The sequence below is a fragment of the Pseudomonas sp. NPDC089401 genome, from assembly GCF_044749485.1.
Taxonomy (GTDB): Bacteria; Pseudomonadota; Gammaproteobacteria; order Pseudomonadales; family Pseudomonadaceae; genus Aquipseudomonas.
The window spans coordinates 43,753-68,393 of the sequence record NZ_JBIVIA010000005.1; the positions used below are offsets into that span (position 1 = coordinate 43,753).

Here is a 24,641-nt window from a genome sequence, read left to right on the forward strand (position 1 = left end):
CGGCTTCAGAAATCGAGCGTGCCGGAGAATTTCACCAGGCGTGGGTCGCCCTGGGTCAGGTAGCCGCCATTGGCCGACGCCCAGTAGTTCTTGTCGGTCAGGTTCTCCACATTCATGCGCAGCGTGACGCTCTTGTCCTGCACCTTGAAGCGATAGCGCGCACCCACATCGAAGCGGTTCCAGGTCGGCAGGCTCAGGGTATTGGACGGGTTGGCGTACTGCCCGCCGGTCCTGAGCATGCGCGCATTGAGCGCCACGCCTTCGAGGCCAGGGACATCCCAATCGACGCTGGCATTGAGCTGGAACGTCGGTACGCCCACCGCGTGGTTGCCGTCGTCAGCGCCGTTGAGGGTGTTCTTGAGCTCGGTGTCCATGCGCGTTCCGCCCGCCATCAGGCGCAAACCCGGCAGCGGCTCGCCGAACACACTCAACTCGATGCCCTTGTTGACCTGCTCGCCGTCCTGCACGAACACGTTGCCCTGGACGAAGCCGTCGGTGGGGCGCTCGATGCGAAACACCGCCAGGTTGGCGCCAAAGCTCTGGTAGTCGAGCTTGATCCCCGCTTCCACCTGCTTGGTCTTGGCCGGTGGGAACACCTCGCCGACGTTGATGATGCCCTGCCCGGACGCTGTCGCCCCCTGGGCCAGGCCTTCGATGCGGTTGGCGTACAGCGAGATCGACGGGTTGACCTTGTAGACGATGCCATACACCGGGGTGGTGACCGATTCGTCATAAAAGGCATTACGCCCAAGGTCCGGGCCTTCGCCGTCGTAGGCGTATCCCTCGACCCGCAGTTGCTGGCGGCGCACACCGATGGTCAGCAGCAGGCTGTCATCGAACAGGCCGACGGTGTCGGACAGCGCAATGCTGCGGTTGCGGGTCTTGCCCGTCACCCCCGGGTCGCCCAGCTTGCCACCGGTGAAAGTCGGCGTGGTGGGCTTGGGCAGCGGGTCGGTGCGATAGATGTTGGTGTCCTGGGCGTTGTAAAAGACGAAGGCGTTCTCCTGCTGCGTCCAGATGCTGGCCGCACCGATGTTCAGCTGGTGGCTGACCGGGCCGGTGCGAAAGCGCCCGTTGATGCCGCCCATGAAGGTGGTGTTGTCTTCGTTGTGGGGTATCTGCGAACCGGCGATGGTGGCATCGCCGGTCGCCGCGTCGGTCAGGATCGGCGTGCCGTAGAAGCCGTTTTCGTGGGTATGCTTGACGCCGCCCGCCAGGTAGCCGCTCCAGTTGTCGTTGAAATCGTAGTCGCCGCGGAGCATGCCGAAGGTGTCTTCGGTTTCCGTCCAGGACCAGTCCTGGCCATAGTTGTGGTCGGCGTCCGGCGCGCGCGGAATGTCGGTCAGGCCGCTGCCCAGGCGCACGGTGTTGCGCATATGGTTGACCCGTTGCTTCTGGTAGCCGATGTCGGCGGACAGGCGCAACTGCTCGCCGCGGTAATCGAGGCCGACGATGAACAGCTTGCTGCGCTGGTCCTGGTCGTCCACGGCGGTTTCGCCTTCGCGCTGGGACAGGTTCAGGCGCACGCCAAAGCGGTTGTCCTCGCCGAAACGCTGGCCGAGGTCCAGGTGTTCGCCGATTCGGCCGTCGGTGCTGATGTCCTGGGTGTAGCGGCGAGTCGGCACATCGCCTGCGCGCTTGGGCTGCAGGTTGACGTTGCCGCCAAGGCCGGTACCGGTGGGGCTGGCGCCGTTGAGGAAGGCGTTGGGCCCCTTGAGCACCTCGACCCGCTCCAGCGCATCGGTGGAGATCATCTGCCGTGGCAGCACACCGTACAGGCCGTTGAACGCCACGTCGTCGCCGTTGAGCGGCAAGCCGCGGATGACGAAGACCTGGGACTGGTTGCCAAAGCCAAAGGACTGGCGCACCGAGGGGTCGTTGAGCAGCACGTCGCCGATGTCTTCGGCCTGCTGCTCCTCGATCAGCTGCGAGGTGTAGCTGGTCATGGTGAACGGCACGTCCATCATGTCCTGGTTGCCCAGGATGCCCATCTGCCCTCCCCGGGCCACCTGGCCACCGGCGAAAGGCTCCGGTGGCTCACCTCTGGGGCGGGCGGACTCGGCGTCGATGGCGGTGGGGTCCAGTTCGATGCTGCCGTCGGCTGCCTGGGAGGACAGCGCAACGGAACAGCAAACGGCGAAGAAGGTCGACTGATACGGACGGAATCGTGCCATGAATTGCTCCCGACGGGCTAAGGGTCAGCCTCCCTGGCAAACGAGGAATCATTAGCGTTTGTGTATTGTTTCTAGTCGACACTGCGAATGATTACCAAGTGACTGCACTTTCCGGGCGACCAGTGGTCTACTGCCTCTTTTGCCGCCCGCAGCCTTTGCGGGCGCTTCACTTGCATCGCACGAGTCCGGGCCAAAAGCGTTGGGCTTGTGTAGGATGAGCAGCGCAAACCAAGACGCTGCCAGTCACAGGGAGATCCACATGCGCGTCCTGTCATCCGTTGCCGCCTTGTCGCTGGGCCTGGTCTTCTCGACCGGGGCCCTGGCCGTCACCGGCGAAGAGGCGCAGCTGATCGATACGATCAACGTCTACCGCAGCCAGGCTCAGCGCTGCGGCGGCGAGGCCTCGCTGGAGCTGCCGCCGTTGCACAGCGACACCCGCCTGGCACTGTCGCCGGAAGGCACCCGCGACCTGCAGCAGGCCATGAGCCGCGCCGCCTACCCCATGGTCAATGTCCAGGCCATCAGCCTGTCCGGGCCGCGCGACGCCAGGACGGCCATGCACGCCATCGAGGAAAGCTTCTGCCAGGTGGTGCTCGACCCGCAGTTCGTCGACATCGGCGTCAGCCAGGAAGGCCGTGACTGGCGCATCGTGCTCGCCCGGCCCCTGCTCAGCGGGCGGCTGGGGGACTGGCAGGCCGAGGGGCAGAAGGTCCTGCAGGCCATCAATGCCGCACGCAAGGCGCCACGCCAGTGCGGTGGCCAGCCCTTCGCCGCCGCCCCGGCGCTGACCTGGAGCGCGGCGCTGGCAGGCGTGGCGGCCAACCACACACGGGCCATGGCCAACCAGAACTTCTTCGACCACATCGACAAGGAAGGGCGCACGCCGGGTGACCGCGCGGAACTGGCCGGCTACCTCTACCGGCAGATCGGCGAGAACATCGCCGCCGGGCGCGACACCGCGCAGAAGGTGGTCGATGGCTGGCTGGAAAGCCCCGGGCATTGCGCGACCCTGATGAACCCGGACTACCGGGAGCTGGGCGCCGCCTATGCGGTGGACCCGAAAAGCGATGCGGGCATCTACTGGACCGGGTTGTTCGGCACGCCCGAGTAAGGCTTCGAGCCACGCAGTGCCAGCGCCGTGCAGGCAAACCTGCGCTTTACGCACTTCCCCAGGTAGCTGGCATCGCCCAACCCCACTTCATCGGCAATCTGCGCCAGGCTGTGGCTTGAGTTGACCAGCCGCCAGCGCGCCTGTTGCAGGCGCATCTCCAGCCACCAGGCCTTGGCGCTCATGCCGTGGCTGGCCTGGAACTGGCGATCGAGCTGGCGGCGGCTGATACCCAGCTCGGCGGCCAACTGTTCCAAGGTCAGCTTCGCGCCCAGGTGATGACGCATCAGCGCCAGCGCACGCTGCACCTGGCGCCCCTGCCCTGCCCCGGTCTCCAGCGAACGCAAGGCATGGCGGCTGTCACGCGACTCGTCCACCAGCATGTCCGCCAGGCCCTTGAGGGCCCGCGCCCGGCCACAGGCCGATGACAGCAGCGCCACGGCCAGGTCGATGGCGGCGGTGCCACCGGCACAGGTGATGCGCGCCCGGTCGATGCAGTACAACTGTTCGCGTACCAGCACCAGATGTGGAAACGACACACGGAACTCGGCTTCATGGCGCCAGTGCACCACGGCCTTGTACCCGTCCAGCAGGCCACAGGCCGCCAGCAGGAAGGCGGCGTTGTCGATGGCGACCAGTTTCACGCCGGCCCTGGCCGCACGCTTGAGCAGGCTCTCGTAGGCGGGTGCCAGTGCAGCAGTGGCGCCGGCATTGCGGCTGCCGAACAGGACCAGGTAGTCGAAGCTGGCCAGTTCCAGCTGCCCGGCGACGGCCTCCACCTGCAGCACCGCACCGCTGCTCGAGGGCACCGGCTCTGCGGTCAATCCGGCGAGGGTCCAGCTGCAATAGCGCTGCTGGCTGTAGTCCTCGTCGTCGGCGCTGAAGCGCAGCTTGTCGAGAAAAGCGCCGAAGGGCAACAAGGCGAAATCGGGCAACGGCAAGATCAGCAGGCGGATATCGGGGGTCATGGCAACTGCGTCCAGAAAACACCATCAAACGTCCAGATCATACCCTTCGCAGGCAGCAGTGTCCCTTAGACTGGCCGCTCGTGAACCCTGGAGGCACCTTGCATGGCATTCGACACCTGGCTCATCTATCTGCTGGCAAGCATCGGCCTGTCGCTGACCCCCGGCCCCAACAGCCTGCTCGCCCTGACCCACGGCGCGCTGTATGGCGCGCGCCGCACGCTGTTCACCATCGTTGGCGGGGTGTTTGGCTTCAGCGCACTCATCGCCCTGGCGATGTTCGGCCTGACTGCCTTGCTGCAAACCTCGGCGTCGGTGCTGACGGTGCTCAAGTGGGTCGGCGGGGCCTACCTGGTATGGCTGGGGATCCAGCTCTGGCGCAGCCCGGCACTGCACCTGGAAGTAACCGAGCGGGCGGCGCGCCTGGGCAACGCCGGGATGTTCCGCCAGGGCTTGCTGTCGGCCATGGCCAACCCCAAGGTGCTGCTTTTCTACGGGGCCTTTCTGCCCCAGTTCATCGACCCCCAGCGCGGGCTGCTGCTGCAATTCGTGATCATGGCCGCGACCTTCGCCAGCGTGGAGTGCCTGGTCGAATACCTGCTGGCGCGCCTGGCGTTTCGTATCCGGCCCTGGCTGGCCAAGGGTGGCAAAGGCTTCAACCGCTGCTGCGGCAGCTTGTTTGCCGTGATCGGCGTGGCGCTGCCGCTGGGCCGGTAGGCGCGGTCTCGTGCCGCGAGAGGGCCGCAAAGCGGCCCCGCGTTCAAGCCCGCCGCGAAACCAGCAGGAAGACGACCAGGGCCAGGCCAGGCAGGCCCGCCCCCACCACCGCCACACCCTGCCAGCCATGCTGGGCGAATACCGTGCTGGCCACCGCCGAGCCCAGCGCCCCGCCAAGGAAGATGCTGGTCATGTACAGCGCATTCAAGCGCCCGCGGCTGGCCGGATCGAGGGCATAGACCTCACGCTGGCCAATCACCATGTTCATCTGCACCGCAAAGTCCAGCAGCACCCCGGTCAGCCCCAGGCCGATCACGCTGTAGCCCGGCGAGGTCAGCCCCATCAACAACGCCACCGGCGCCAGCACCAGCGCCAGCAGGGAACCGGCACGGGCATGGCCGGCATCGGCCAGGCGCCCAGCCAGGGGTGCGGCGATGGCACCGACCGCGCCCACCAGGGCGAACAGGGCGATCTGGCTCTGCGACAACCCATGTTCGCCGGCCAGGGCCAGGGGCACCGCGGTCCAGTACAGGCTGAACGCCGCGAACATCAGCGCCTGGTACAGCGAACGCTGGCGCAGCAGCGGATAGCGGCGCAGCAGGGCGACCATCGACGCCATCAGCCCGGCATAGCTGGCCGTATGCTCCGGCACCCGGCGCGGCAGGGTCAGCGCCAGCAACAGGATGATCGCCAGCATCAGCAGCGCAGCGCCGATGAACACGCTGCGCCAGCCGAAGTGGTCGGCCACCAGGCTGGACAGCGGGCGGGCCAGCAGGATACCCAGCAGCAGGCCGCCCATGATGTTGCCCACCACGCGGCCACGCTGATGCTCGGGCGCCAGGTGCGCCGCCAGCGGGATCAGCATCTGCACGGCCACCGAACTGAAGCCGATCAGCAGCGCATAGCCCAGGAACAACCGGCCCTGGCCGCTGCTGCTGGTGCCTGCCAGCAGCAATGCGGCACAGGCCAGCACCGCCGTGACGATCATCAGCCGGCGGTTCTCGACCCGGTCGGCGAGGGGAACCAGCAACAGCAGGCCGAGCGCGTAGCCCAGCTGGGTCAGCGACACGATCAGGCTGGCGTGCTCGGTGGACAGGCCCAGGTCCGGGGCGATCAGGCCGACGATGGGCTGGGCGTAGTAGATGTTGGCGACGATCGCGCCGCAGCAGAACGCCAGCAGCGCGACCAGGGTCCGGCTCAGGCCGGCATGGGCAGGCTGCGCGGCGGCAAGTGAAGGATTCATGCGAGGTTCCTCGGCATTGGGTGGAATATGCCGGGCACCTTACCGGGGCGCCGCGGGCGAGAGAATCCGGCCCGCCCGCAACAGGGCTTTGCGCCAGGCGCAACGGCGGGCGCTCAGGGGTTCAGCAGGCTTTCGCAAAAGACGATGAATGCGTTGACCCGACGCGAACCCCGGTGGTTGGGCAGGTACAAGGCGTTGATGCTGTCATTGGCAGCGCCGGGGCTGACCTGCCAGTCGCCGAACACCCGCTGCAGGCGCCCCGCTGCCACGTCCTCGCGCACCAGCCAGTCGGCCAGCAAGGCGATGCCGCTGCCGGCCAGCGCGGCCTCACGCAGCAGGTCGGCGTTGGCACTGCGCAGCGGGCCGCCGACTTCCAGCTCCAGCACCTCGTCGTCACGCCGCAGGCGCCAGGCCCTTGCCTTCTGGCCGTAGCGAAAACGCAGGCAGGCGTGCTGCAACAACTGGTTGGGGTGCTCCAGCGTATCGCCACCGGCAAGGTAATCCGGGCTGGCCACCAGCCAGCGCTGGAAGCGGCCCAGCGGCCGGCACACCAGTTCATCGTTGGGCGACGGGTCGCCGAGGCGGATCGACAGATCGTAGCGGCCATCGAGCAGGTCATCCAGCCGGTCGCTCATGTCGATGTCCAGCTCCAATGCCGGATGCCGGGCCAGGAACGGCCCGAGGTGCGGCGCGATCACCCGCCGGCCGAACTCCACCGGCAGGCACAGGCGCAACACGCCGACCGGTTCCTCGCCACGGTCGGCGACACTGGCGTCGGCCTCGTCCAACGCTTCGAAGATTTCCCGTGCCCGGGCGTAATAGCGAGCGCCAGCTTCGGTCAGGCTGACCTGGCGCGTGGAGCGGTTGAGCAGCGTGGTGCCGAGCGCCGACTCCAGCGCATCGACCAGGCGCGTCACCGAGGACGTGGCCACGCCCAGCTTGCGCGCCGCTGCGGAAAAGCCCTGGGCGTCGACGGTGGCGCTGAACATCTTCATCGCCAGGAGCTTGTCCATGGGGTCACCCGATCCATAAAAATCGGAACACTCCTACAATCCACGAAGCCGGTCAAGAAGCGCGCTGCAGAGCGATCCGGTCCATAGTGGAAGCACCTCCCCCACAGCGAGCCTCACGATGACACCCGCCAACCTGCTCAACGCCCTCCCGCCCTGTGACCCCACCGCCGCCGAATGGGTGGACGACCTGTTGCAACGCCCCGGCCTGCGCATCGAGCGCATCGTCTCCAGCGGCCAGGCCAGCCCACCGGGTTTCTGGTATGACCAGGCCGAAGGCGAGTGGATCATGCTGATCAGCGGCAGTGCGGGCCTGCGCCTGGAGCATGAGGACTACACCCGTTTGCTGGCGCCCGGGGACTGCCTGGACATTCCGGCGCACTGTCGGCATCGCGTGGAGTGGACTGCCCCGGGCACGTCCACCATCTGGCTGGCGGTGTTCTATCGCGGGGAAAGCCCCTGGCCCACCGGTTGACCGCCATGGACAGATGATGATGGATTACGACAAAGGTCTAACATCGGCAAAAATACTCAACGAAAGATAAACACCACGTTTACTGCAATTTTCCCAGCGTGATCTAGGCTTTTAAGCACTCCCTGGCAAGTTCAACCCTGCGACAATCAGCCTCAGAATATTTTGTACTAACTTGTTAATTAGCTTGCTAAGGGCTTAAACTGCGCCCATTCCACCTGCTGAGATCCCTGGCATGAACGAAACACCGCGCGCCTCCGGCGCCACAAAAATCATCCTGGTCGGCTTGGGCGTGATCATCGCCCTGCTCGGCCTCCTCCTGGCTGCTGGCGGCATCAAGCTGGCCGGCCTGGGCGGTTCCTGGTACTTCCTGATCGGCGGCCTGGCCATGGCCATCGCCGGTATCCTCATCGCCCGTCGCAAGACCGTCGGTGCCTGGGTCTATGCCGCGTTCCTGGTCGGCACTGCCGTCTGGGCGCTGATCGACGCCGGCCTGGTGTTCTGGCCCCTGTTCTCGCGCCTGTTCATGTTCGGCGCGATCGGCATGGTGGTGGCGCTGGTCTACCCGATGCTCGCGCGTGCCAACGGCGCTGCCGCAGGCCGTGGCGCCTACGGCCTGGCCGCGGTGATGGCGGTGGTGCTGGCGATCGCCGCCGGCAACATGTTCGTTGCCCACCCGAGCGTCGCGCCTACCGGCAAGGGCCCGGGCATGACCCCGGTGGAAGCCGGCAAGGAGCAGAAGGACTGGGCCCACTACGGTAATACCGAAGGTGGCAGCCGCTTCGCCGCGCTGGACCAGATCAACCGCGACAACGTCGACAAGCTCAAGGTGGCCTGGACCTACCACACCGGTGACGTCGCCATCAGCGACGGCAACGGTGCCGAAGACCAGATGACCCCGCTGCAGATCGGCAACAAGGTGTTCATCTGCACCCCGCACAACAACATCATCGCCCTCGATGCCGACACCGGCAAAGAGCTGTGGAAGAACGCGATCAACGCCCAGTCCAAGGTCTGGCAGCGTTGCCGTGGCCTGGCGTACTTCGACGCCACCGCCGCGATCGCCCAGCCGACCCAGCCGAACAGTTCGCCGATCACCGGCGGCAGCGTCCCGGCCGGTGCCAACTGCCAGCGTCGCCTGCTGACCAACACCATCGATGGCCGCCTGATCGCCGTCGACGCCGACAACGGCCAGCTGTGCCAGGGCTTCGGCACCAACGGCCAGGTCAACCTGATGGCCGGCCTGGGTGATGTCCCGGACTCCTACTACCAGCTGTCGTCCGCGCCGCTGATGGCCGGCACCACCGTGGTGGTTGGCGGCCGTGTCGCCGACAACGTCCAGACCGACATGCCAGGTGGCGTGATCCGTGGTTTCGACGTGATCACCGGTGAAATGCGCTGGGCCTTCGACCCAGGCAACCCGGAAGACCGCAAGGCGCCTGCCGATGGCAGCAGCTACGTGCGCAGCACCCCGAACAGCTGGGCACCGATGTCCTACGACCCGGCCATGAACACCCTGTTCCTGCCGATGGGCTCGTCGTCCACCGACATCTACGGCGTTGAACGCAACAAGCTGGACCACACCTACGGTGCTTCGGTACTGGCCCTGGACGCCAGCACCGGTAACGAGAAGTGGGTCTACCAGACCGTTCACAACGACCTGTGGGACTTCGACCTGCCGATGCAGCCGAGCCTGATCGACTTCACCAAGGACGACGGCAAGACCGTGCCTGCGGTGGTGATCGGCACCAAGGCCGGGCAGATCTACGTGCTCGACCGCGCCACCGGCAAGCCGCTGACCCAGGTCGACGAAGTACCGGTCAAGCCAAGCAACATCCCCAACGAGCCGTACTCCCCGACCCAGCCGAAATCGGTGGGCATGCCGCAGATCGGCGCGCAGACCCTGACCGAGTCGGACATGTGGGGCGCCACCCCGTATGACCAGCTGCTGTGCCGTATCGACTTCAAGAAGATGCGCTACGACGGCCTGTACACCGCGCCGGGCACCGACCTGTCGCTGAGCTTCCCGGGTTCGCTGGGTGGCATGAACTGGGGCAGCCTCTCCACCGACCCGGTACACGGCTTCATCTTCGCCAACGACATGCGCCTGGGCCTGTGGATCCAGATGATTCCGTCGCAGAACAAGGGTGATGCGGCTTCCGGCGGTGAAGCACTGAACACCGGCATGGGCGCCGTACCGCTCAAAGGCACCCCGTATGCCGTGAACAAGAACCGCTTCCTGTCGGTCGCTGGCATCCCGTGCCAGGCGCCGCCGTTCGGCACCCTGACCGCCATCGACATGAAGACCCGCCAGATCGCCTGGCAGGTACCGGTCGGCACCGTTGAGGACACCGGTCCACTCGGCATCCGCATGCACCTGCCGATCAAGATCGGCCTGCCGACCCTCGGCGGCACCCTGTCGACCCAGGGCGGCCTGATCTTCATCGCCGGTACCCAGGACTTCTACCTGCGCGCCTACGACAGCAGCAACGGCAGCGAAATCTGGAAAGCCCGCCTGCCTGTCGGCAGCCAGGGTGGCCCGATGACCTACGTTTCGCCGAAGACCGGCAAGCAGTACGTGGTCGTCACCGCTGGCGGTGCCCGCCAGTCGACTGACCGTGGCGACTATGTGATTTCTTACGCCTTGCCGTAAGACCGCGTCGCTTGCTTCGCGGGCAAGCCCGCTCCCACAGGATCAAGATTGGCCCTTGTGGGAGCGGGCTTGCCCGCGAATGGCCCACCCAAAAAACAATTCGAGACACAGCAATGCCAACCGCTATTCGCATCACCCCGACCCTGCTGCTGGCCCTGGCCAGCACCCCTGCCCTGGCCGACGGCGACCTGCTGACCCGCAGCACCATGACAGGTGACTGGGGCGGCCTGCGCAGCCAGCTCGAAGCCGACGGCGTCAAGATCACCGGCGACTACAGCGGCGAAACCGCCTATAACGCCCACGGCGGCCTGCACCGCTCGGCGCGTTACTCGCAGAACGTCAAACTGGGCGTGCAGTTCGACCTGTCGAAACTGTACGGCCTGGACAACGGCGGCAAGGTCCAGCTGACCATCAACGACCGCCGCGGCAACAGCGCCTCGGAAGACCTGGTCGGCAACCGCCTGCCCATCCAGGAAAACTACGGTGGCCTGTACACCCGCCTGACCGAGCTGAGCTACGAGCGCACCCTGTTCACCCCAGCGCTCAACGTCAAGCTTGGCTACATGGCCATGGGCAACGACCTCGGCGGCCTGGACAGCGGCATCCTGTGCAACTTCATGAACGCCGGTTTCTGCGGCCACCCGCTGAACATGTCCGGTGGCAGTGGCTGGACCAACTACCCCAATGCCCACCTCGGCATGCGCGTGAAGTACGACCTGTCGCCGTCGTGGCAGCTGCGCGTGGCGGCGTTCAACGTCGACCCGGAAAGCAACGGCAACTCCAGCCGTGCCTGGCACCTGGGGCCGAAGCACACCACCGGCACCGTGGTACCGGTGGAGCTTGTCTACAAGCTGCAGGGCGAACTGCCGGGTGAGTACAAGCTGGGTTACTACTACGACAGCTCCGACGTGAAGCGCATCGGCAGCGACAAGGAAGTGTCCGGCCGTGGCGGTCACTACCTGCTGGTCGACCAGGCAGTGTGGAACGACGCCGGCTCGCCGGGCCGCAGCCTGCATGCCTTTGGCCAGTACTCGGCATCGAGCGAGGCCGCCTCGCCGTTCACCAAGTGGTATGGCGCCGGTGTGGTGCTGTACAAGCCGTTCGAAGGCCGCCCGCGCGACACCGTGGCCCTCGGTTATGGCCGCGCCGTGCCGAACCCGCGTAGCCGCGATGTACTGGAAGATGCCGCATTCAATGCCGGCCAGGAATTCCCCAACATCGACCACGCCGAGCAGCTGATCGAACTGAGCTACGGCTACCAGGCAACGCCATGGCTGAACCTGCGTCCGGATGTGCAGTACATCATCGAGCCGGGGGCGTTCTCGGGCAAGGACATCGACAACGCACTGGTGGTTGGCCTGCAGGTCAAGGCTACCTTCTAAAAACGCTGGGCCGCATTGCGGCCCATTCGCGGGCAAGCCCGCGAAGAAGCCAACTCGATCAGCCCTGCCTGAGGTAATCCACCAACCTCAGCAACATGGCATCACACCCCCGCAACTGCTCGACGCTGACGAACTCATCCGGCTTGTGCCCCTGGTCCATGCTGCCCGGCCCGCAGACCACGGTTGGAATGCCCGCCTGGTCGAACAGCCCGCCTTCGGTACCGAAGGCCACCGTACCGAACGCGTCCGAGCCGCTGAGCAACGCCACCAATCGCGCCGCCTCGCTGTCCGCTGGCGTGGCCAACCCCGGATACGCACTCAACGGCTGCAAGCGAATCGCACTGCCCGCATCGACCTTGCGCATGCGCGGCAACAACTCGGCCTCGGCATACGCCTGCAACTGGTCCGCCACGGCCTGCGCCTCGAACCCCGGCAAGGCGCGCACCTCGAAATCGAACGCGCACTCCTCGGGCACGATGTTCAGCGCCTGCCCGCCCTTGATCACCCCGGTCTGCACCGTGGAGAACGGCGGATCGAAACGCGCGTCGTGGTGCTCGGGCAGCGCCAGCCCATCACCGATTTCACCCAGCTTGCCGATCAGCTTCGCGGCATACTCGATGGCGTTCACCCCATACGGCGCATATGCCGAGTGGCAGGCCGCGCCGTGCACTTCGCAACGCATTGCCAGCTTGCCTTTGTGGCCCAGCACCGGCTTGAGCTCGGTGGGCTCGCCGATCAGGCACAGGCGTGGCTTGTGCGGGCGCTGCTCCAGTGCGGCCAGCATCGAGCGCACCCCCAGGCAACCGACTTCCTCGTCGTAGGAGAACGCCAGGTGCACCGGCAGGCGCAGCGGTTGTGCGAGAAACGCCGGCACCGCTGCCAGCACCGAGGCGATGAAGCCTTTCATGTCGGCCGTACCACGGCCATACAGGCGCCCGTCGCGCTCGCTCAGGGCAAACGGCGGCAGGGTCCAGGCCTGGCCGTCCACCGGCACCACATCGGTGTGCCCGGACAGCACCACGCCGCCGACATCCTCGGGGCCGATGGTGGCGAACAGGTTGGCCTTGGTGCCTTCCGGGTTATGCCACAGCTCGCTTTGCACACCTAGCCCGGCCAGGTAATCGCGAATGAAGCCGATCAGCTCGAGGTTGGAGTCGCGACTGACCGTGGCAAAGCCGATCAGCCGCTCCAACAGCGTGCGGCTGCTCAACTCACTCATCGCCCGGCACCCCGTAGCTGGGCGCGGCAGTCGGGTTCAGGGCGCGCGTGACGTAGTCCTGCATCTGTGGGCGATAGGCCTGCCACAGGCCATCGAGCACACCGATCGGGTCTTCATCCGCCCAGTCCACCCGCAGGTCCACCAGCGGCCAGGTCAGCTCGCCAGCGATCTTCAACGCCGCCGAGTGCACCGGGCCCGCCTCGCCGCCCGCCGCCATGGCCGCGTGCATGGCCGCCAGCAGGCGGTCGGCCAAGTGGCCGCCAGTTTGTTCGAAGGCCTGCACCATCGCCTCGATCACTTCAACCGAGGTCAGCAGGTTGCCTGCCGCCGCGCATTGCTCACCGGCCACCGCGTTGTGCACGCCCAGCGCCTCCTTGCCGGTGAACAACGCCACCTGGCCCTGGCTGTCGATCACCGTCACCTGACGGTATTCGCTCCAGCCATTGGCGCTGAGTACCCGGTCCAGCGCCGCGGCAGGTGGCAGTTGCCCGTTTTCCAGGGCATCGAGGATCTGCGGGCCGAGCGCCGGCAAGGTGATGTTCTGGGTCGACACCGCGCCGACGCCCGCCCGCACCCATGGGCAACGGGCACCCACGGCAATGCTCGACGAACTGATGGCGATGCCGACCTGCCCGGTTTCCTGGCAGCGACCGATGATGGAGAAAGTCATGTTGGAGCTCCTGTTGTCCTGTGCGATGCCCGGCATTCTGGGCAGAACGTCCAAGGCTTCGAAACCAACATTTTCCTGTGCCTTGGGCAGGAAAAAACTAAGGCCGGCAAACGCCCCGCGAAAATCCCCCTGGACATCGCCCAGGCCCAGGCAACCCGGGGCCTTCGCCGTTTTATCGGCAAGCCCCAGCTAAATACTATTTTCGCGATTTTCCGTGCATCCCTAGTCTGGCCCCAGGCAACGGCGGTCCTCCAAACCGACCTGACAAAAACCGCCTGACAAAGGGCTCGGACATGACACTGAACAATATCGAAATCGACACCCTCGTGGTCGGCGCCGGCCAGGCCGGCGTGGCCATGAGCGAACACCTGAGCAAGCTCGGCGTGCCGCACCTGGTGCTGGAGCGCAAGCGCATCGCCGAGGCCTGGCGCACCGGCCGCTGGGATTCGCTGGTGGCCAACGGCCCGGTCTGGCACGATCGCTTCCCGGGGCTGGAATTCAACCTCGACGCCGACGCCTTTGCCGGCAAGGACCAGGTGGCCGACTACTTCGAGCAGTACGTACGCAAGTACAACCTGCCGGTGCGTACCGGCATCGAAGTGAAGAAAGTGCTGCGCAACGCCGACCGCCCTGGTTTCACCATCGAAACCAACGAAGGCGTGATCCGCGCCAACCGCGTGGTCGCCGCCACCGGCCCGTTCCAGAAACCGGTGATCCCGGCCATCGCGCCGAAAGACGCCAGCCTGCACCAGATCCACTCCGCGGCCTATTTCAACCCCGAGCAACTGCCCGAAGGTGCGGTGCTGGTGGTGGGTGCCGGCTCTTCCGGCGTGCAGATCGCCGAAGAACTGATGCGCGCAGGGCGCCAGGTGTATCTCTCGGTCGGCGCCCACGACCGCCCGCCACGGGCCTACCGCAACCGCGACTTCTGCTGGTGGCTGGGTGTGCTCGGCGAGTGGGACGCGGAAATCGCCAAGCCCGGCCGTGAGCACGTGACCATCGCCGTCAGCGGCGCCCGTGGCGGCCACACCGTGGACTTCCGCGCCCTCGCCCACCAGGGCATGACCCTGGTCGGCCTGACCCAGTCGTTCGACAACGGCGTAGCGCGCTTCCAGGACAACCTGGTGGAGAACATCAACCGCGGCGACGAAAACTACCTGGCCCTGCTCGACGCCGCCGATGCCTACATCGAACGCAACGGCCTGGACCTGCCGCAAGAGCCCGAGGCGCGCAAGCGCCTGGCCGACCCGGACTGCATGGTCAACCCGCTGCAGCAACTGAACCTCGCCGAGGCCGGCGTCACCAGCATCATCTGGGCCACCGGCTACGGCGTCGACTTCAGCTGGCTGCAGGTCGACACCTTCGACGCCAACGGCAAGCCCCAGCACCAGCGCGGCGTGGCCCGCGAGCCTGGGGTGTACTTCCTCGGCCTGCCCTGGCTGTCGCGCCGTGGCTCGTCGTTCATCTGGGGGGTGTGGCACGACGCCAAGCACGTCGCCGGCCACATCGCCACGCAACGCACCTACCTGGCCTACCGTGACCGCGACCAGCGCGACGCGGACGAGCAAGACACCACGATCAGCAACGTCAGCACCTTTGGAGCCCACTGATGCCTACCCATACTCGCATCCGCATGTTCAACACCAAGCAGACCTACCCCAACCAGACCCTGGACAACGACCTGTGCCAGGCGGTGCGGGCCGGCAACACCATCTACGTGCGCGGCCAGGTCGGCACCGACTTCGAGGGCAAGCTGGTCGGCCTGGGTGACCCGCAGGCGCAGACCGAGCAGGCGATGAAGAACGTCAAGCAGTTGCTGGAAGAGGCAGGCTCGGACTTGTCGCACATCGTCAAGACCACCACCTACATCACCGACCCACGCTTCCGCGAGCCGGTGTACAAGGAAGTCGGCAAGTGGCTCAAGGGCGTGTTCCCGATTTCCACCGGGTTGGTGGTGGCCGGGTTGGCCCAGGCCGAGTGGCTGATGGAAATCGACGTGATTGCGGTGGTGCCGGATCAGCAGTAAGCATTGAGATCGCCGGGGGCGCTTTGCCCCCCATTCGCGGGTAAACCCGCTCCCACAGGTACCGCGCAAACCTTGAATCCTGCGCGATACTTGTGGGAGCGGGTTTACCCGCGAAGCTTTTTAGAACCTGGCCAGTTCTTCGCGGCAGAACTCGACGAACAACTGCGCCGGCTTGGTCAGCTGCACCCGCTTCAGGTGCGCCGCAGCCAGCCCCGACAACGCCACCGGCTCGGCGATGTCGATCATCACTAGCTTCTGCCCGTCGTAGGTACATTCCGAATGCGGCCGGGTCACCAGCAGCGAAAAGCCAAAGCCCTGCCCCACCATCCCGCGCACCATCTCGATCGACGGCGAACTGAAGACGATGTTCGGCGTCAGGCCCATCTCGTTGAACAAGCTGACGAAGTAGGTCCGGCTTGGCGCCACGTCCAGCAGGATCATCGGCTCCGGGCACAGGTCGCGCAGCGACACCTGGGCCTGGCCGGCGAAACGGTGCTTCTCGGGCAGCAGCACGTAGGGCTTCTGCGGTGGCATCAGCGGCTCGGCCTCGATGGTGCCGTCCAGGTCATGGTCGTAGAGGAACGCCAGGTCGAAGGTGCCGGCGGTCAAACCCTGGATCAGCTCCTGCTGCTCGCCGTCGCGCAGGCGGATGTCCACGCCCGGGTAGCGCTCGCGAAAACCGGCGATCAGCCGTGGCAGGTAAAGCGGCGCCACGGTCTCGAAGCAACCGATATCGATCTGCCCGGCGACGGTGTCGTTGTCGGCCAGGGCGTTCTGCTCGAACTCGTGGGCCATCTGCAGCAGCGACTTGGTCTTGGCGTAGAAGCGTTTGCCACTGGGGGTCAGCGACACGCCCTGGGCGTGGTGGCGGATGAACAACTGCACGCCGAAGCTTTCTTCCAGGCTCTTGATCGCCGTGGAGATCGACGGCTGGGCGATGTACAGCTGGCGTGAGGCCTCGGCAACGCTGCCGGCCTCGACGGTAGTGACGAAGTATTTGAGTTGTCGCAGGGTGTAGGAAGCCACGGGCACCTCGTGGGCGCCAATTGCGGGCGCCTTGGAATTTTCCTGCCACTTTACCCTGCCGGCAGATTCAGCAGGCAGCTGGGTGACGAAGGATTTGCCTATGCCTTGAGCATAATTTTTTGTTGCCTGTACCGGCGGTCTATACATCCGAGGTCAGTTCAGGCTCCGACAAAATTAAGGCCGCGCGCACCCAGCAAGGCCTGCTCCACCATGGCCCTGGCTTGGGCGTCGCCAACGCCATAATCGGCGAAATCAGTCCGCACCCCCAATCCTTGCAAGAACCCACGCAACCGCGCCTGCGCCCTCGCCAGGTCGCCTCCGAACACCCGCTGCAACACCCGGTCCCGCCCGGCATCCCGCCCCCATGCCAGGCCCAGCACGTGCGGCAGGGTGAACGAACAGGCAATCCCGTGCGGCAAGCCGTGACGCAAGGTCATCGTATAGGAAATCGAATGCGCCAGCGCCGTGCGCGTATTGGAGAATGCCAGCCCCGCCTTGAGCGCCGCCAACGCCATCCGCTCACGCAACCCAAGGTCCGCCAAATCGGCACACAGCGCAGGCAGGCAATCGAGCACCTCGCTGATCGCCGACTCTGCCAAGGTGTCCGAAATCGGGTTGGCATTGCGATTCCAGATCGCCTCCAGCGCATGGGACAGGGCATCCAGCCCGCTGGCCAGGGTCACCCCGGCCGGCCCGCTGAGCATCAGTTGCGGGTCGACGATCGCCAGCGACGGCCAGGTGCAATCCAGGTGCAGCGAATATTTGCGTTGCGCGGCAGCGTCCCAGATCGTCGCCCAGGGCGTGACCTCGCTACCGGTGCCCGCCGTGGTCGGAACGGCAACCAGGCGCTTGCTGCGTGCCGGGGTGAACGCCTTGCCGCTGGCCAACAGCGCCAGCAGTTCATCGAAGCGGCCGCTGGCGGTACCGACCACCAGTGCCTTGGCCGTGTCGATGGCACTGCCGCCGCCCAGCGCCAGCACCGTGGGGCAATCACCGTGGTCATGCCAGAAGCGCTCGTGCACTTCACGCAGCCAGGCCACGTCGGGGTTGGGCTGCACATTGTCGATCACCTGCACCAGGCGCTCGCCGAGCAGGGCCTGGACCCGCGCCACCAGGCCAAGGGCACGGGCCTCGGGAAAGGTGACCAGCACCACGCTCTCGGCACCGGTGAGTTCGCCAAGGCGATCGAGGCTGCCGGCGCCGAAATGGATGGCCACCGGGTTATGAAACTGTGTAGGCATGTCGAGTCCTCGAGCCGGCACCTCAGTGCCGGCCGTTATCCTGGATGGCCCTGCGCAAGCGGCCGGAGAGCAGGTCGGCGGCCACCACCATGAGGGTGATGACGATGATGCAGGTGGCGGTTTCCGGGTACTTGAACAGTTTCAGGCTACTGACCAGCTCAAAGCCCAGCCCACCGGCACCGACCATGCCGAGCACCGTGGCCGAGCGCAGGTTGACCTCGAAGCGGTAGAGGATCACCGCGATCCACGCCGTGACCACCTGCGGCACGACGCCGAAGACGATCACCTGCAGCGGACGCGCGCCTGTGGCACGCAGGGCCTCCAGCGGGCCTTGATCGATTTCCTCGATGCTCTCGGCGAAGAACTTGCCAAGCATGCCCACGCCATGCACGGCCAGCGCCAGTACGCCGGGGAACGGCCCCAGCCCGACAGCGGAGACGAACACCAGGGCCAGAATCAATTCATTGATACTACGTATTACGTTAAGCGCCTGACGGGTGCCCAGATAGACCCAACGGTTGCTGTGCAGGTTACGCGCAGCCAGCAGCGCCAGGGGGATGGCGAAGACCACGCCGAGCAGCGTACCCCAGATGGCGATCTGTACCGTTTCCATGGCCGGTGCGAACAGCTTGGGCAGGATGCTCAGGTCAGGCGGCAGCGAACGGCTGATGAAGTCGCCGATCTGTGGCAGCCCTGCGCCCAGCTCGGCGAGGCTCAATTGCGCGCCGTTGGCGCTCCAGTGCAGCAGCACGATGATCGCCAGCAGCACGGCGGCGCTGCCAGCCCAGCCGCGCAGGCTCTGGGGGGTGTCGACCATCCAGCGGTAGTCTTGGGTTTTCATGGCTCAGGCTCCCATGCGCTTGGCCGGACCGAGGTGCGCCAGTACCGGCGCGCACTGCGGCTCCACGGCCTCGAACTGCGGGTAGATACGTTGCAGCGCGGCGTCGTCCAGCCCGGACGCATCACCGTCGTACACCAGGCGACCATGGGCCAGGCCGACGATGCGGTCGCCGAACTCGCGGGCAAAGTCCACCTGATGCAGGTTGCACACCACGGTGATGCCCAGCTCGCGGCTGGCATCGCGCAGGTACTGCATGACCAGGCGCGCAGTCTTCGGGTCGAGGCTGGCCACCGGTTCGTCGGCAAGGATCACCTGGGGCTGCTGGGCCAGGGCGCGGGCGATGCCGACGCGCTGCATCTGCCCGCCAGACAACGCATCGGTGCGCGACTCGGCCTTGTGCGCCAGTTCTACCCGGCGCAGGCACTGGCGCGCCAACTCCACATCGGCGCGGCGGAACAGTTGCAGCACCGAGGCCAGGGTCGACATGGCGCCCAAGCGGCCGGTCAGCACGTTCTTCAGCACCGACAGGCGCGGCACCACGTTGTGGTGCTGGAAGATCATCGCCACCCGCCGGCGCAGTTCGCGCTCCTCGCGGGGCAACATGGCGTCGATCCCGGCCACGGTCAGCTCACCGCTGTCGGCGCGGGCCAGGCGGTTCATGCAGCGCAGCAGGGTCGACTTGCCCGCGCCGGACTGGCCCAATATCACGACGAACTCGCCGGCCCCGATCGACAGGTCGATGCCGCGCAGCACCGGGTTGTCGCCGTAATGCTTGGTCAGCTGGCTGATGCGGATCATTTCATGCCACCCAAGTCCAGATCGAGCACCTGGGCGGTTTCGCGCACCACGTCGTAGGCCTTGTCATTGGTAGGCTGGAAGCCATTGAGCATGCCCTGGTCGGTCCATGCCACGTTCTTCACCTGGGCCATGGCGGCGGCCAGCTTGTGTTTCAGCACCGGGTCCAGGTCCTGGCGCCAGGCCATGGGCGACTCGGGGATGTCCGGGGAGCTCCAGACGATGCGCAGGTCGTCCTTGCCCACTTCGCCGGCGGCAATGGCCGACGCCAGGATCCGGTCAGCCACCGCCGCGCCGTCGACCTTGCCATTGGCCACGGCGAGGATGCTGGCGTCATGCGAGCCGGAGAAGATCACCCGCGAGAACAGTTTTTCGGGCTGGTAGCCGGCCTTTTCGACGCCGGCCTTGGGGAACAGGTGGCCGGAGGCGGAACTGGGGTCGACGAAGGCGAAGGTATGCCCTTTGAAGTCGGCCAGGGACTGGATCGGGCTGTCCCTGCGCACCACGATCACGCTGTGGTACGCGCTCTTGCCGGTCTTCTGCGGCTCGGCCACGGCAAAGGCCTCGGCACCCGCGACCTTGCTGGCCAGCACGTAGGAAAACGGCCCGAGGTAGGCCACATCCAGTTTGCCCGCACGCAGGGCCTCGATCACCCCGTTGTAGTCGGTGGCCACGAACGGCTGGACCGGCATGCCCAGGTGCTGTTGCAACTGCTCGAGCACCTGTTTGCTGCCTTCGATCATGGCCTGGGAGTCTTCCGATGGAATCAGGCCGATACGCACCACCTCGGCAGCCTGCGCTGCCTGACCGGCCAGCAGGGGCAGCGCGACACCAGCAGCGCAGATCAGTTTTCTTATCAGGGTCATGGCATTTCCAGCGTGTGGTTGGGAATACGTCCTACCCTAGGGCGGTAATGTGAACGTCATGCCATCGATTCAATATGGGTTTTCAGGCGAAATCATTGAAAGGATCTATGGATGTCCAACAGCAAGCTGCGCGCCTTCCTCGCCGTGGCCCGCCATGGCAGTTTCAGCGCAGGCGCCCGGGCACTCGGGCTGAGCCAACCGACGCTGACCACCCAGGTGCAGGCATTGGAGCGCCAGCACAACCTGGAACTGTTCCACCGCCGCGGCCGGCGTATCGAGTTGACCGGGGTGGGTCGCCAGTTGCTGCCGATCGCCCAGCAGTTGCTGACCCTGGAAGCCGAGGCCAGCGGGCTGCTGCGTGATTCCGGCACGCTCAGCCGCGGGCAACTGCAACTGGGCGCGGTGGGGCCGTTCCACGTGATCGAAATGGTCGACGCTTACCGCCATGCCTACCCACAGATCGAGCTGTCGATCCGCATCGGCAACTCGGCCTCGGTGCTGGCGGACCTGGAAAACTATGTGATCGACGTGGGTGTGCTGGCCGGGCTGCATGAGGATCCGGCGTTCCATGCGGTGCTGTATGCGCGGCATCCGGTGATCCTGTTCGCCCATGTCGGGCATCCACTGGCGCAGCATGACTGCGTGCGACTCGACGCCCTGCAAGGGCAAGCGATGCTGCGACGGGAACAGGGCTCGACCACTCGCGCGGCGTTCGAGCGGGTGCTGGAGGCGCGTGAAGTCAGCCCGCGGATGTTGATGGAGATCGGCAGCCGTGAAGCGCTGCGCGAGGCAGTGGCCCGGGGGATCGGGCTGGGGGTGGTGTCCGAGGCCGAGTTCGTGCCGGGGCCGCAACTGAAGGCGATCCGTATCGAGGGCGATCCGGTGCATACCGAGACTTACCTGTATTGCCTGGCAGAAAGGCGCAGCAGCCAGGTGATCGATAGCTTTTTGGCGATGCTTCGCGGTCAACCAGGCGGGCCTCTTCGCGGGTAAACCCGCTCCCACAGGGACCGCACCAAACGGGTAGGAGCGAGCCGGAGGTCGAGCCATCAATAACTGAAGTCATGCCCCAGTTGCCCCTGCATCCATTCCAGGAAGCGCCTGACCCGAGGCAGTTCCGCATGCCCGCGGGGGAAGACCATGTGATGGGCACTGACCGGGCTCGTCTGCTCGTCCCCGAACACCGGCACCAAACGACCCTGCGCCACATAGTCCTGGGACAGCAGCGAACTCTCCAGGGTGAAGCCGTAGCCATGGCTGGCCGCCTCCAGGCTCATGTAGGAGCGGTCGAAGCTCAGCGCGAACGGTGCCTGCGGCAGCGATACCCCTTGCTGGGCGAACCACTGCGGCCACTGCACCAGCGCCGACTCCGAAAGAATCAGGTTCTGCCCCAGCAAGTCGGCCGGCTGCAGGATCGGCTGACGTGCCAGCAACGCCGGCGCAGCCAGCACCGTGGCACGCTCATGGCGGATGGTGCGCACCTCCAGGCTCGGCCAGTTGGGGTAACCGTGGCGGATGTCCACGTCGATCTGGTGCCGACCGAAATGCAAGGCCTCGTAGGAACATGACAGGTTGATCTGGATATCCGGGTGGCTGGCGCGAAACCGCTCCAGCCGCGGCAACAGCCAGAGCAGGCCGAAACTGGGCGAGGAATGCAGGCGCAGGCAATCGAAACCGACCGCACTGCCCGCGCGTTCAGTGGCCGTGGCCAGGCTTTGCAAGAGGCCGGACACCTCGCGCAGGTACTGCTCCCCCGCCGCCGTCAAGGTCACCCCTTTGGCCGTGCGCAGAAACAAGGGCCGGCCGATCAACGCTTCCAGATTGGCAATCTGATGGCTGACTGCCGACGGCGTCAGGTGGAGCTGCTCGGCGGCGCGGGCGACGTTGCCGAAACGCGCGGCCTGCTCGAAGGCCTGAATCGCTTTCAGCGGTGGCAGCTGCAAGGGCTTCTTGCCCGGGTCATGGGTCATTGCATTCCTTGGGAGTCATGGGGCTGGTGCTGAATTTTTTTCAGCATAGGCTGAAGCGCACGGCGTTGCCCAGCCGCCACCCGGATACCAAGCTGTGACCACAACAACAAACCTCCGGAGTACACCCATGCTGCTCGAAGGAAAATTCGCAATCGTCACTGGTGCCGCCTCTGCCCGCGGTATCGGCCGCGCCACCGCCCAGGCCTTTGCCGCCCACGGCGCCAAGGTCGCGATCCTCGACCTCGACCTGCAAGCCGCCCGGGACGCCGCCGCGCAACTGGGCGCCGGCCACCTCGGGCTGGCCGCCAACGTCGCCGACGAAGCCCAGGTGCGCGACGCCGTGGCCCAGGTGCTGGCGCAGTTCGGCCGCATCGACGTGCTGGTCAACAATGCCGGCATCACCCAGCCGGTGAAGACCCTGGAGATCACCGGCAAGGACTACGACCGCATCCTCGACGTCAACCTGCGCGGCACCCTGCTGATGTCCCAGGCGGTGATCCCGGGCATGCGCGCGCAACGTTCGGGCAGCATCATCTGCCTGTCGTCGGTGTCGGCGCAGCGCGGCGGCGGCATCTTCGGCGGCCCCCACTACAGCGCCGCCAAGGCCGCCGTGCTCGGCCTGGGCAAGGCCATGGCCCGCGAGCTGGGCCCGGACAACGTGCGGGTCAACGCCCTCACCCCCGGCCTGATCCACACCGACATCACCGGCGGCCTGATGCAGGACGAGCGCCGCCACGCCATCCTCGAAGGCATCCCCCTGGGCCGCCTGGGCGAGGCCCGCGACGTGGCCAACGCCGCGCTGTTCCTGGCCAGCGACCTGTCCAGCTACCTGACCGGCATCACCCTGGACGTCAACGGGGGCATGCTGATTCACTGACACCGCAGCACCCCGGTTTCGCATCTGAGCCCCGCCCCGGCGGGGCAATCGATAACAACAAGAGATCAGATCGACATGACCACCCTAGCCCTCGACGCGGCCACCGCCGCGCGCAGCAATGCCTATCGCAAGACGGCCTGGCGGCTGATGCCCTTTCTCATGCTCTGCTACCTCTGTGCCTACCTCGACCGGGTCAACGTCGGCTTCGCCAAGCTGCAGATGATGGACGACCTGGCCTTGTCCGAAGCCGTCTATGGCCTGGGTGCGGGGATGTTCTTCATCGGCTACTTCCTCTGCGAAGTGCCGAGCAACATCATCCTGCACAAGGTCGGCGCACGCCGCTGGATCGCCCGCATCATGATCACCTGGGGCCTGATCTCGGCGCTGTTCGCCCTGGTCGAGACGGCCTGGCAGTTCTACCTGCTGCGGTTCTTCCTCGGCGTGGCCGAAGCCGGCCTGGCACCGGGCCTGCTGCTGTACCTGACCTACTGGTTCCCGTCCTATCGACGGGCCAAGATGACCGCGCTGTGGTTCATCGCCATCCCCCTCTCGGGCATGGTCGGCGGGCCGCTGTCGGGCTGGATCATGGAACGTTTCGCCGGCGTGCACGGCTGGGCCGGCTGGCAGTGGATGTTCCTCCTCGAAGCGATCCCGACCGTGCTGGTGGGCGTGCTGGTGCTCAGTTACCTCAAGGACGGCGTCGACCAGGCCCATTGGCTCAACGACGAGGAAAAGGCCCTGGTGCGCAAGGAGCTGGCCGAGGACGAGCAGCACAAGGTGCAGCACGGCTCGGTGGCCGACTTCATCCGCGACCGGCGCCTGTGGTTGCTGGCCGGCATCTACTTCTGCGTGGTCATGGGCCAGTATGCGATCACCTTCTGGCTGCCGACCCTGGTACGCAATGCCGGCGTTGCCGACCCGCTGCACATCGGCCTGTTGACCAGCCTGCCCTACCTCTGCGCGATCGCCGCCATGCTGCTGGCCGGGCGCAGCGGCGACCGCCACCGTGAACGGCGCTGGCACCTGGCGCTGCCGATGCTCGCCGGCGCCCTGGGCCTGACCTTGGCCGCGCTGTTCGCCAGCCACCTGAGCCTGTCGATCCTCAGCCTGTGCCTGGCCGCTTCGGGCATCCTCGCCGCCTCGTCGCTGTTCTGGATGCTGCCGACCACACTGCTCGGCGGTGTCTCGGCGGCCGCTGGCATCGCCGCGGTCAACAGCTTCGCCAACCTGGCCGGGTTCTGCTCGCCGTTCCTGATCGGCTGGGTCACCAGCACCCTGGGCAACAACGCCATCGGCATGTACCTGATCACCGCCGTGCTGATCTTCGGCGCGGGGCTGGTGTTCCGCGTGCCGGCGAGCCTGGTCAACCGTTAATTCCCGCAAAGG

General features: G+C 66.0%; 22 protein-coding genes. 10 read left to right on the forward strand and 12 right to left on the reverse strand.

The window, feature by feature from the left end; all coding sequences use genetic code 11:
* Positions 1-5 precede the first annotated feature (5 nt).
* Positions 6-2,174 (reverse strand): TonB-dependent receptor, encoded by a 2,169-nt coding sequence (locus tag ACIP21_RS13330; RefSeq protein ID WP_400688092.1) that lies wholly within the window; start codon positions 2,172-2,174, stop codon positions 6-8.
* Between the two features lie 259 nt (positions 2,175-2,433).
* On the opposite strand from ACIP21_RS13330, the gene ACIP21_RS13335 reads away from it, so the two are divergent.
* The gene (locus ACIP21_RS13335) at positions 2,434-3,285 is read left to right on the forward strand and encodes a CAP domain-containing protein (protein ID WP_400688094.1); all 852 of its coding nucleotides are present in this window, start codon (positions 2,434-2,436) and stop codon (positions 3,283-3,285) included.
* Here the strand turns inward: ACIP21_RS13335 and ACIP21_RS13340 are convergent.
* Entirely contained in the window at positions 3,252-4,250 is a 999-nt protein-coding gene (locus tag ACIP21_RS13340; RefSeq protein ID WP_400688096.1) for a GlxA family transcriptional regulator, read from the reverse strand. The genes ACIP21_RS13335 and ACIP21_RS13340 overlap by 34 nt on opposite strands.
* Positions 4,251-4,352: 102 nt before the next feature.
* Here ACIP21_RS13340 and ACIP21_RS13345 point away from each other — a divergent pair, with 102 nt between their 5' ends.
* Positions 4,353-4,964 (forward strand): LysE family translocator, encoded by a 612-nt coding sequence (locus ACIP21_RS13345; protein ID WP_400688098.1) that lies wholly within the window; start codon positions 4,353-4,355, stop codon positions 4,962-4,964.
* Positions 4,965-5,007: 43 nt separating this feature from the next.
* Here ACIP21_RS13345 and ACIP21_RS13350 read toward each other — a convergent pair whose 3' ends face one another.
* Entirely contained in the window at positions 5,008-6,207 is a 1,200-nt protein-coding gene (locus ACIP21_RS13350; protein WP_400688100.1) for an MFS transporter, read from the reverse strand.
* Between the two features lie 113 nt (positions 6,208-6,320).
* Positions 6,321-7,220, reverse strand: a complete 900-nt coding sequence (locus ACIP21_RS13355; protein ID WP_400688102.1) for a LysR family transcriptional regulator — start codon at positions 7,218-7,220, stop codon at positions 6,321-6,323.
* Positions 7,221-7,338: 118 nt separating this feature from the next.
* Here ACIP21_RS13355 and ACIP21_RS13360 point away from each other — a divergent pair, with 118 nt between their 5' ends.
* From ACIP21_RS13360 to ACIP21_RS13370, 3 genes are all read left to right on the forward strand, one after another.
* Positions 7,339-7,692, forward strand: a complete 354-nt coding sequence (locus ACIP21_RS13360) for a cupin (RefSeq protein ID WP_400688104.1) — start codon at positions 7,339-7,341, stop codon at positions 7,690-7,692.
* A 232-nt stretch (positions 7,693-7,924) separates the two neighbouring features.
* Positions 7,925-10,342 carry a glucose/quinate/shikimate family membrane-bound PQQ-dependent dehydrogenase gene (locus ACIP21_RS13365; RefSeq protein ID WP_400688106.1) on the forward strand — a complete coding sequence of 806 codons (2,418 nt, stop codon included), beginning with the start codon at positions 7,925-7,927 and terminating at the stop codon, positions 10,340-10,342.
* A gap of 113 nt (positions 10,343-10,455) precedes the next feature.
* Positions 10,456-11,724, forward strand: coding sequence for a carbohydrate porin (locus ACIP21_RS13370; RefSeq protein ID WP_400688108.1), 1,269 nt, complete (start codon positions 10,456-10,458; stop codon positions 11,722-11,724).
* A 58-nt stretch (positions 11,725-11,782) separates the two neighbouring features.
* On the opposite strand, the gene argE is transcribed toward ACIP21_RS13370, so the two are convergent.
* Together argE and ACIP21_RS13380 are read right to left on the reverse strand one after the other, a co-directional pair.
* Positions 11,783-12,943, reverse strand: coding sequence for an acetylornithine deacetylase (gene argE, locus ACIP21_RS13375; RefSeq protein ID WP_400688110.1), 1,161 nt, complete (start codon positions 12,941-12,943; stop codon positions 11,783-11,785).
* Positions 12,936-13,613: a DUF1028 domain-containing protein gene (locus ACIP21_RS13380; RefSeq protein WP_400688112.1), complete on the reverse strand. Its 678-nt coding sequence runs from the start codon at positions 13,611-13,613 to the stop codon at positions 12,936-12,938. The genes argE and ACIP21_RS13380 overlap by 8 nt, the downstream gene beginning before the upstream one ends.
* 293 nt (positions 13,614-13,906) lie before the next feature.
* Here ACIP21_RS13380 and ACIP21_RS13385 point away from each other — a divergent pair, with 293 nt between their 5' ends.
* Positions 13,907-15,223 (forward strand): flavin-containing monooxygenase, encoded by a 1,317-nt coding sequence (locus tag ACIP21_RS13385; RefSeq protein WP_400688114.1) that lies wholly within the window; start codon positions 13,907-13,909, stop codon positions 15,221-15,223.
* Positions 15,223-15,639 carry a RidA family protein gene (locus ACIP21_RS13390; RefSeq protein ID WP_400688116.1) on the forward strand — a complete coding sequence of 139 codons (417 nt, stop codon included), beginning with the start codon at positions 15,223-15,225 and terminating at the stop codon, positions 15,637-15,639. The genes ACIP21_RS13385 and ACIP21_RS13390 overlap by 1 nt, the downstream gene beginning before the upstream one ends.
* Positions 15,640-15,759: 120 nt before the next feature.
* Here ACIP21_RS13390 and ACIP21_RS13395 read toward each other — a convergent pair whose 3' ends face one another.
* The 5 genes from ACIP21_RS13395 to phnD form a co-directional block, all read right to left on the reverse strand.
* Positions 15,760-16,665, reverse strand: a complete 906-nt coding sequence (locus ACIP21_RS13395) for a LysR family transcriptional regulator (protein WP_400688118.1) — start codon at positions 16,663-16,665, stop codon at positions 15,760-15,762.
* A gap of 158 nt (positions 16,666-16,823) precedes the next feature.
* Positions 16,824-17,906 (reverse strand): iron-containing alcohol dehydrogenase PsrA, encoded by a 1,083-nt coding sequence (gene psrA / locus ACIP21_RS13400; RefSeq protein WP_400688120.1) that lies wholly within the window; start codon positions 17,904-17,906, stop codon positions 16,824-16,826.
* Positions 17,907-17,928: 22 nt separating this feature from the next.
* Positions 17,929-18,747, reverse strand: a complete 819-nt coding sequence (gene phnE / locus ACIP21_RS13405) for a phosphonate ABC transporter, permease protein PhnE (protein ID WP_400688122.1) — start codon at positions 18,745-18,747, stop codon at positions 17,929-17,931.
* Between the two features lie 3 nt (positions 18,748-18,750).
* On the reverse strand, positions 18,751-19,545 hold the full coding sequence (phnC, locus tag ACIP21_RS13410) for a phosphonate ABC transporter ATP-binding protein (protein ID WP_400688124.1): 795 nt from the start codon (positions 19,543-19,545) through the stop codon (positions 18,751-18,753).
* A complete protein-coding gene (gene phnD / locus ACIP21_RS13415) occupies positions 19,542-20,408 on the reverse strand; it encodes a phosphonate ABC transporter substrate-binding protein (protein ID WP_400688126.1) in 867 nt (288 codons plus the stop codon). The genes phnC and phnD overlap by 4 nt, the downstream gene beginning before the upstream one ends.
* 111 nt (positions 20,409-20,519) lie before the next feature.
* Between phnD and ACIP21_RS13420 the strand changes: the two genes are divergently transcribed.
* The gene (locus ACIP21_RS13420; RefSeq protein ID WP_400688128.1) at positions 20,520-21,401 is read left to right on the forward strand and encodes a LysR substrate-binding domain-containing protein; all 882 of its coding nucleotides are present in this window, start codon (positions 20,520-20,522) and stop codon (positions 21,399-21,401) included.
* 56 nt (positions 21,402-21,457) lie between these two features.
* On the opposite strand, the gene ACIP21_RS13425 is transcribed toward ACIP21_RS13420, so the two are convergent.
* On the reverse strand, positions 21,458-22,378 hold the full coding sequence (locus ACIP21_RS13425; protein WP_400688130.1) for a LysR substrate-binding domain-containing protein: 921 nt from the start codon (positions 22,376-22,378) through the stop codon (positions 21,458-21,460).
* Between the two features lie 127 nt (positions 22,379-22,505).
* Here ACIP21_RS13425 and ACIP21_RS13430 point away from each other — a divergent pair, with 127 nt between their 5' ends.
* Positions 22,506-23,255 carry an SDR family NAD(P)-dependent oxidoreductase gene (locus tag ACIP21_RS13430; protein ID WP_400688132.1) on the forward strand — a complete coding sequence of 250 codons (750 nt, stop codon included), beginning with the start codon at positions 22,506-22,508 and terminating at the stop codon, positions 23,253-23,255.
* Positions 23,256-23,330: 75 nt separating this feature from the next.
* Positions 23,331-24,629 (forward strand): MFS transporter, encoded by a 1,299-nt coding sequence (locus tag ACIP21_RS13435; RefSeq protein ID WP_400688134.1) that lies wholly within the window; start codon positions 23,331-23,333, stop codon positions 24,627-24,629.
* Positions 24,630-24,641 lie beyond the last annotated feature (12 nt).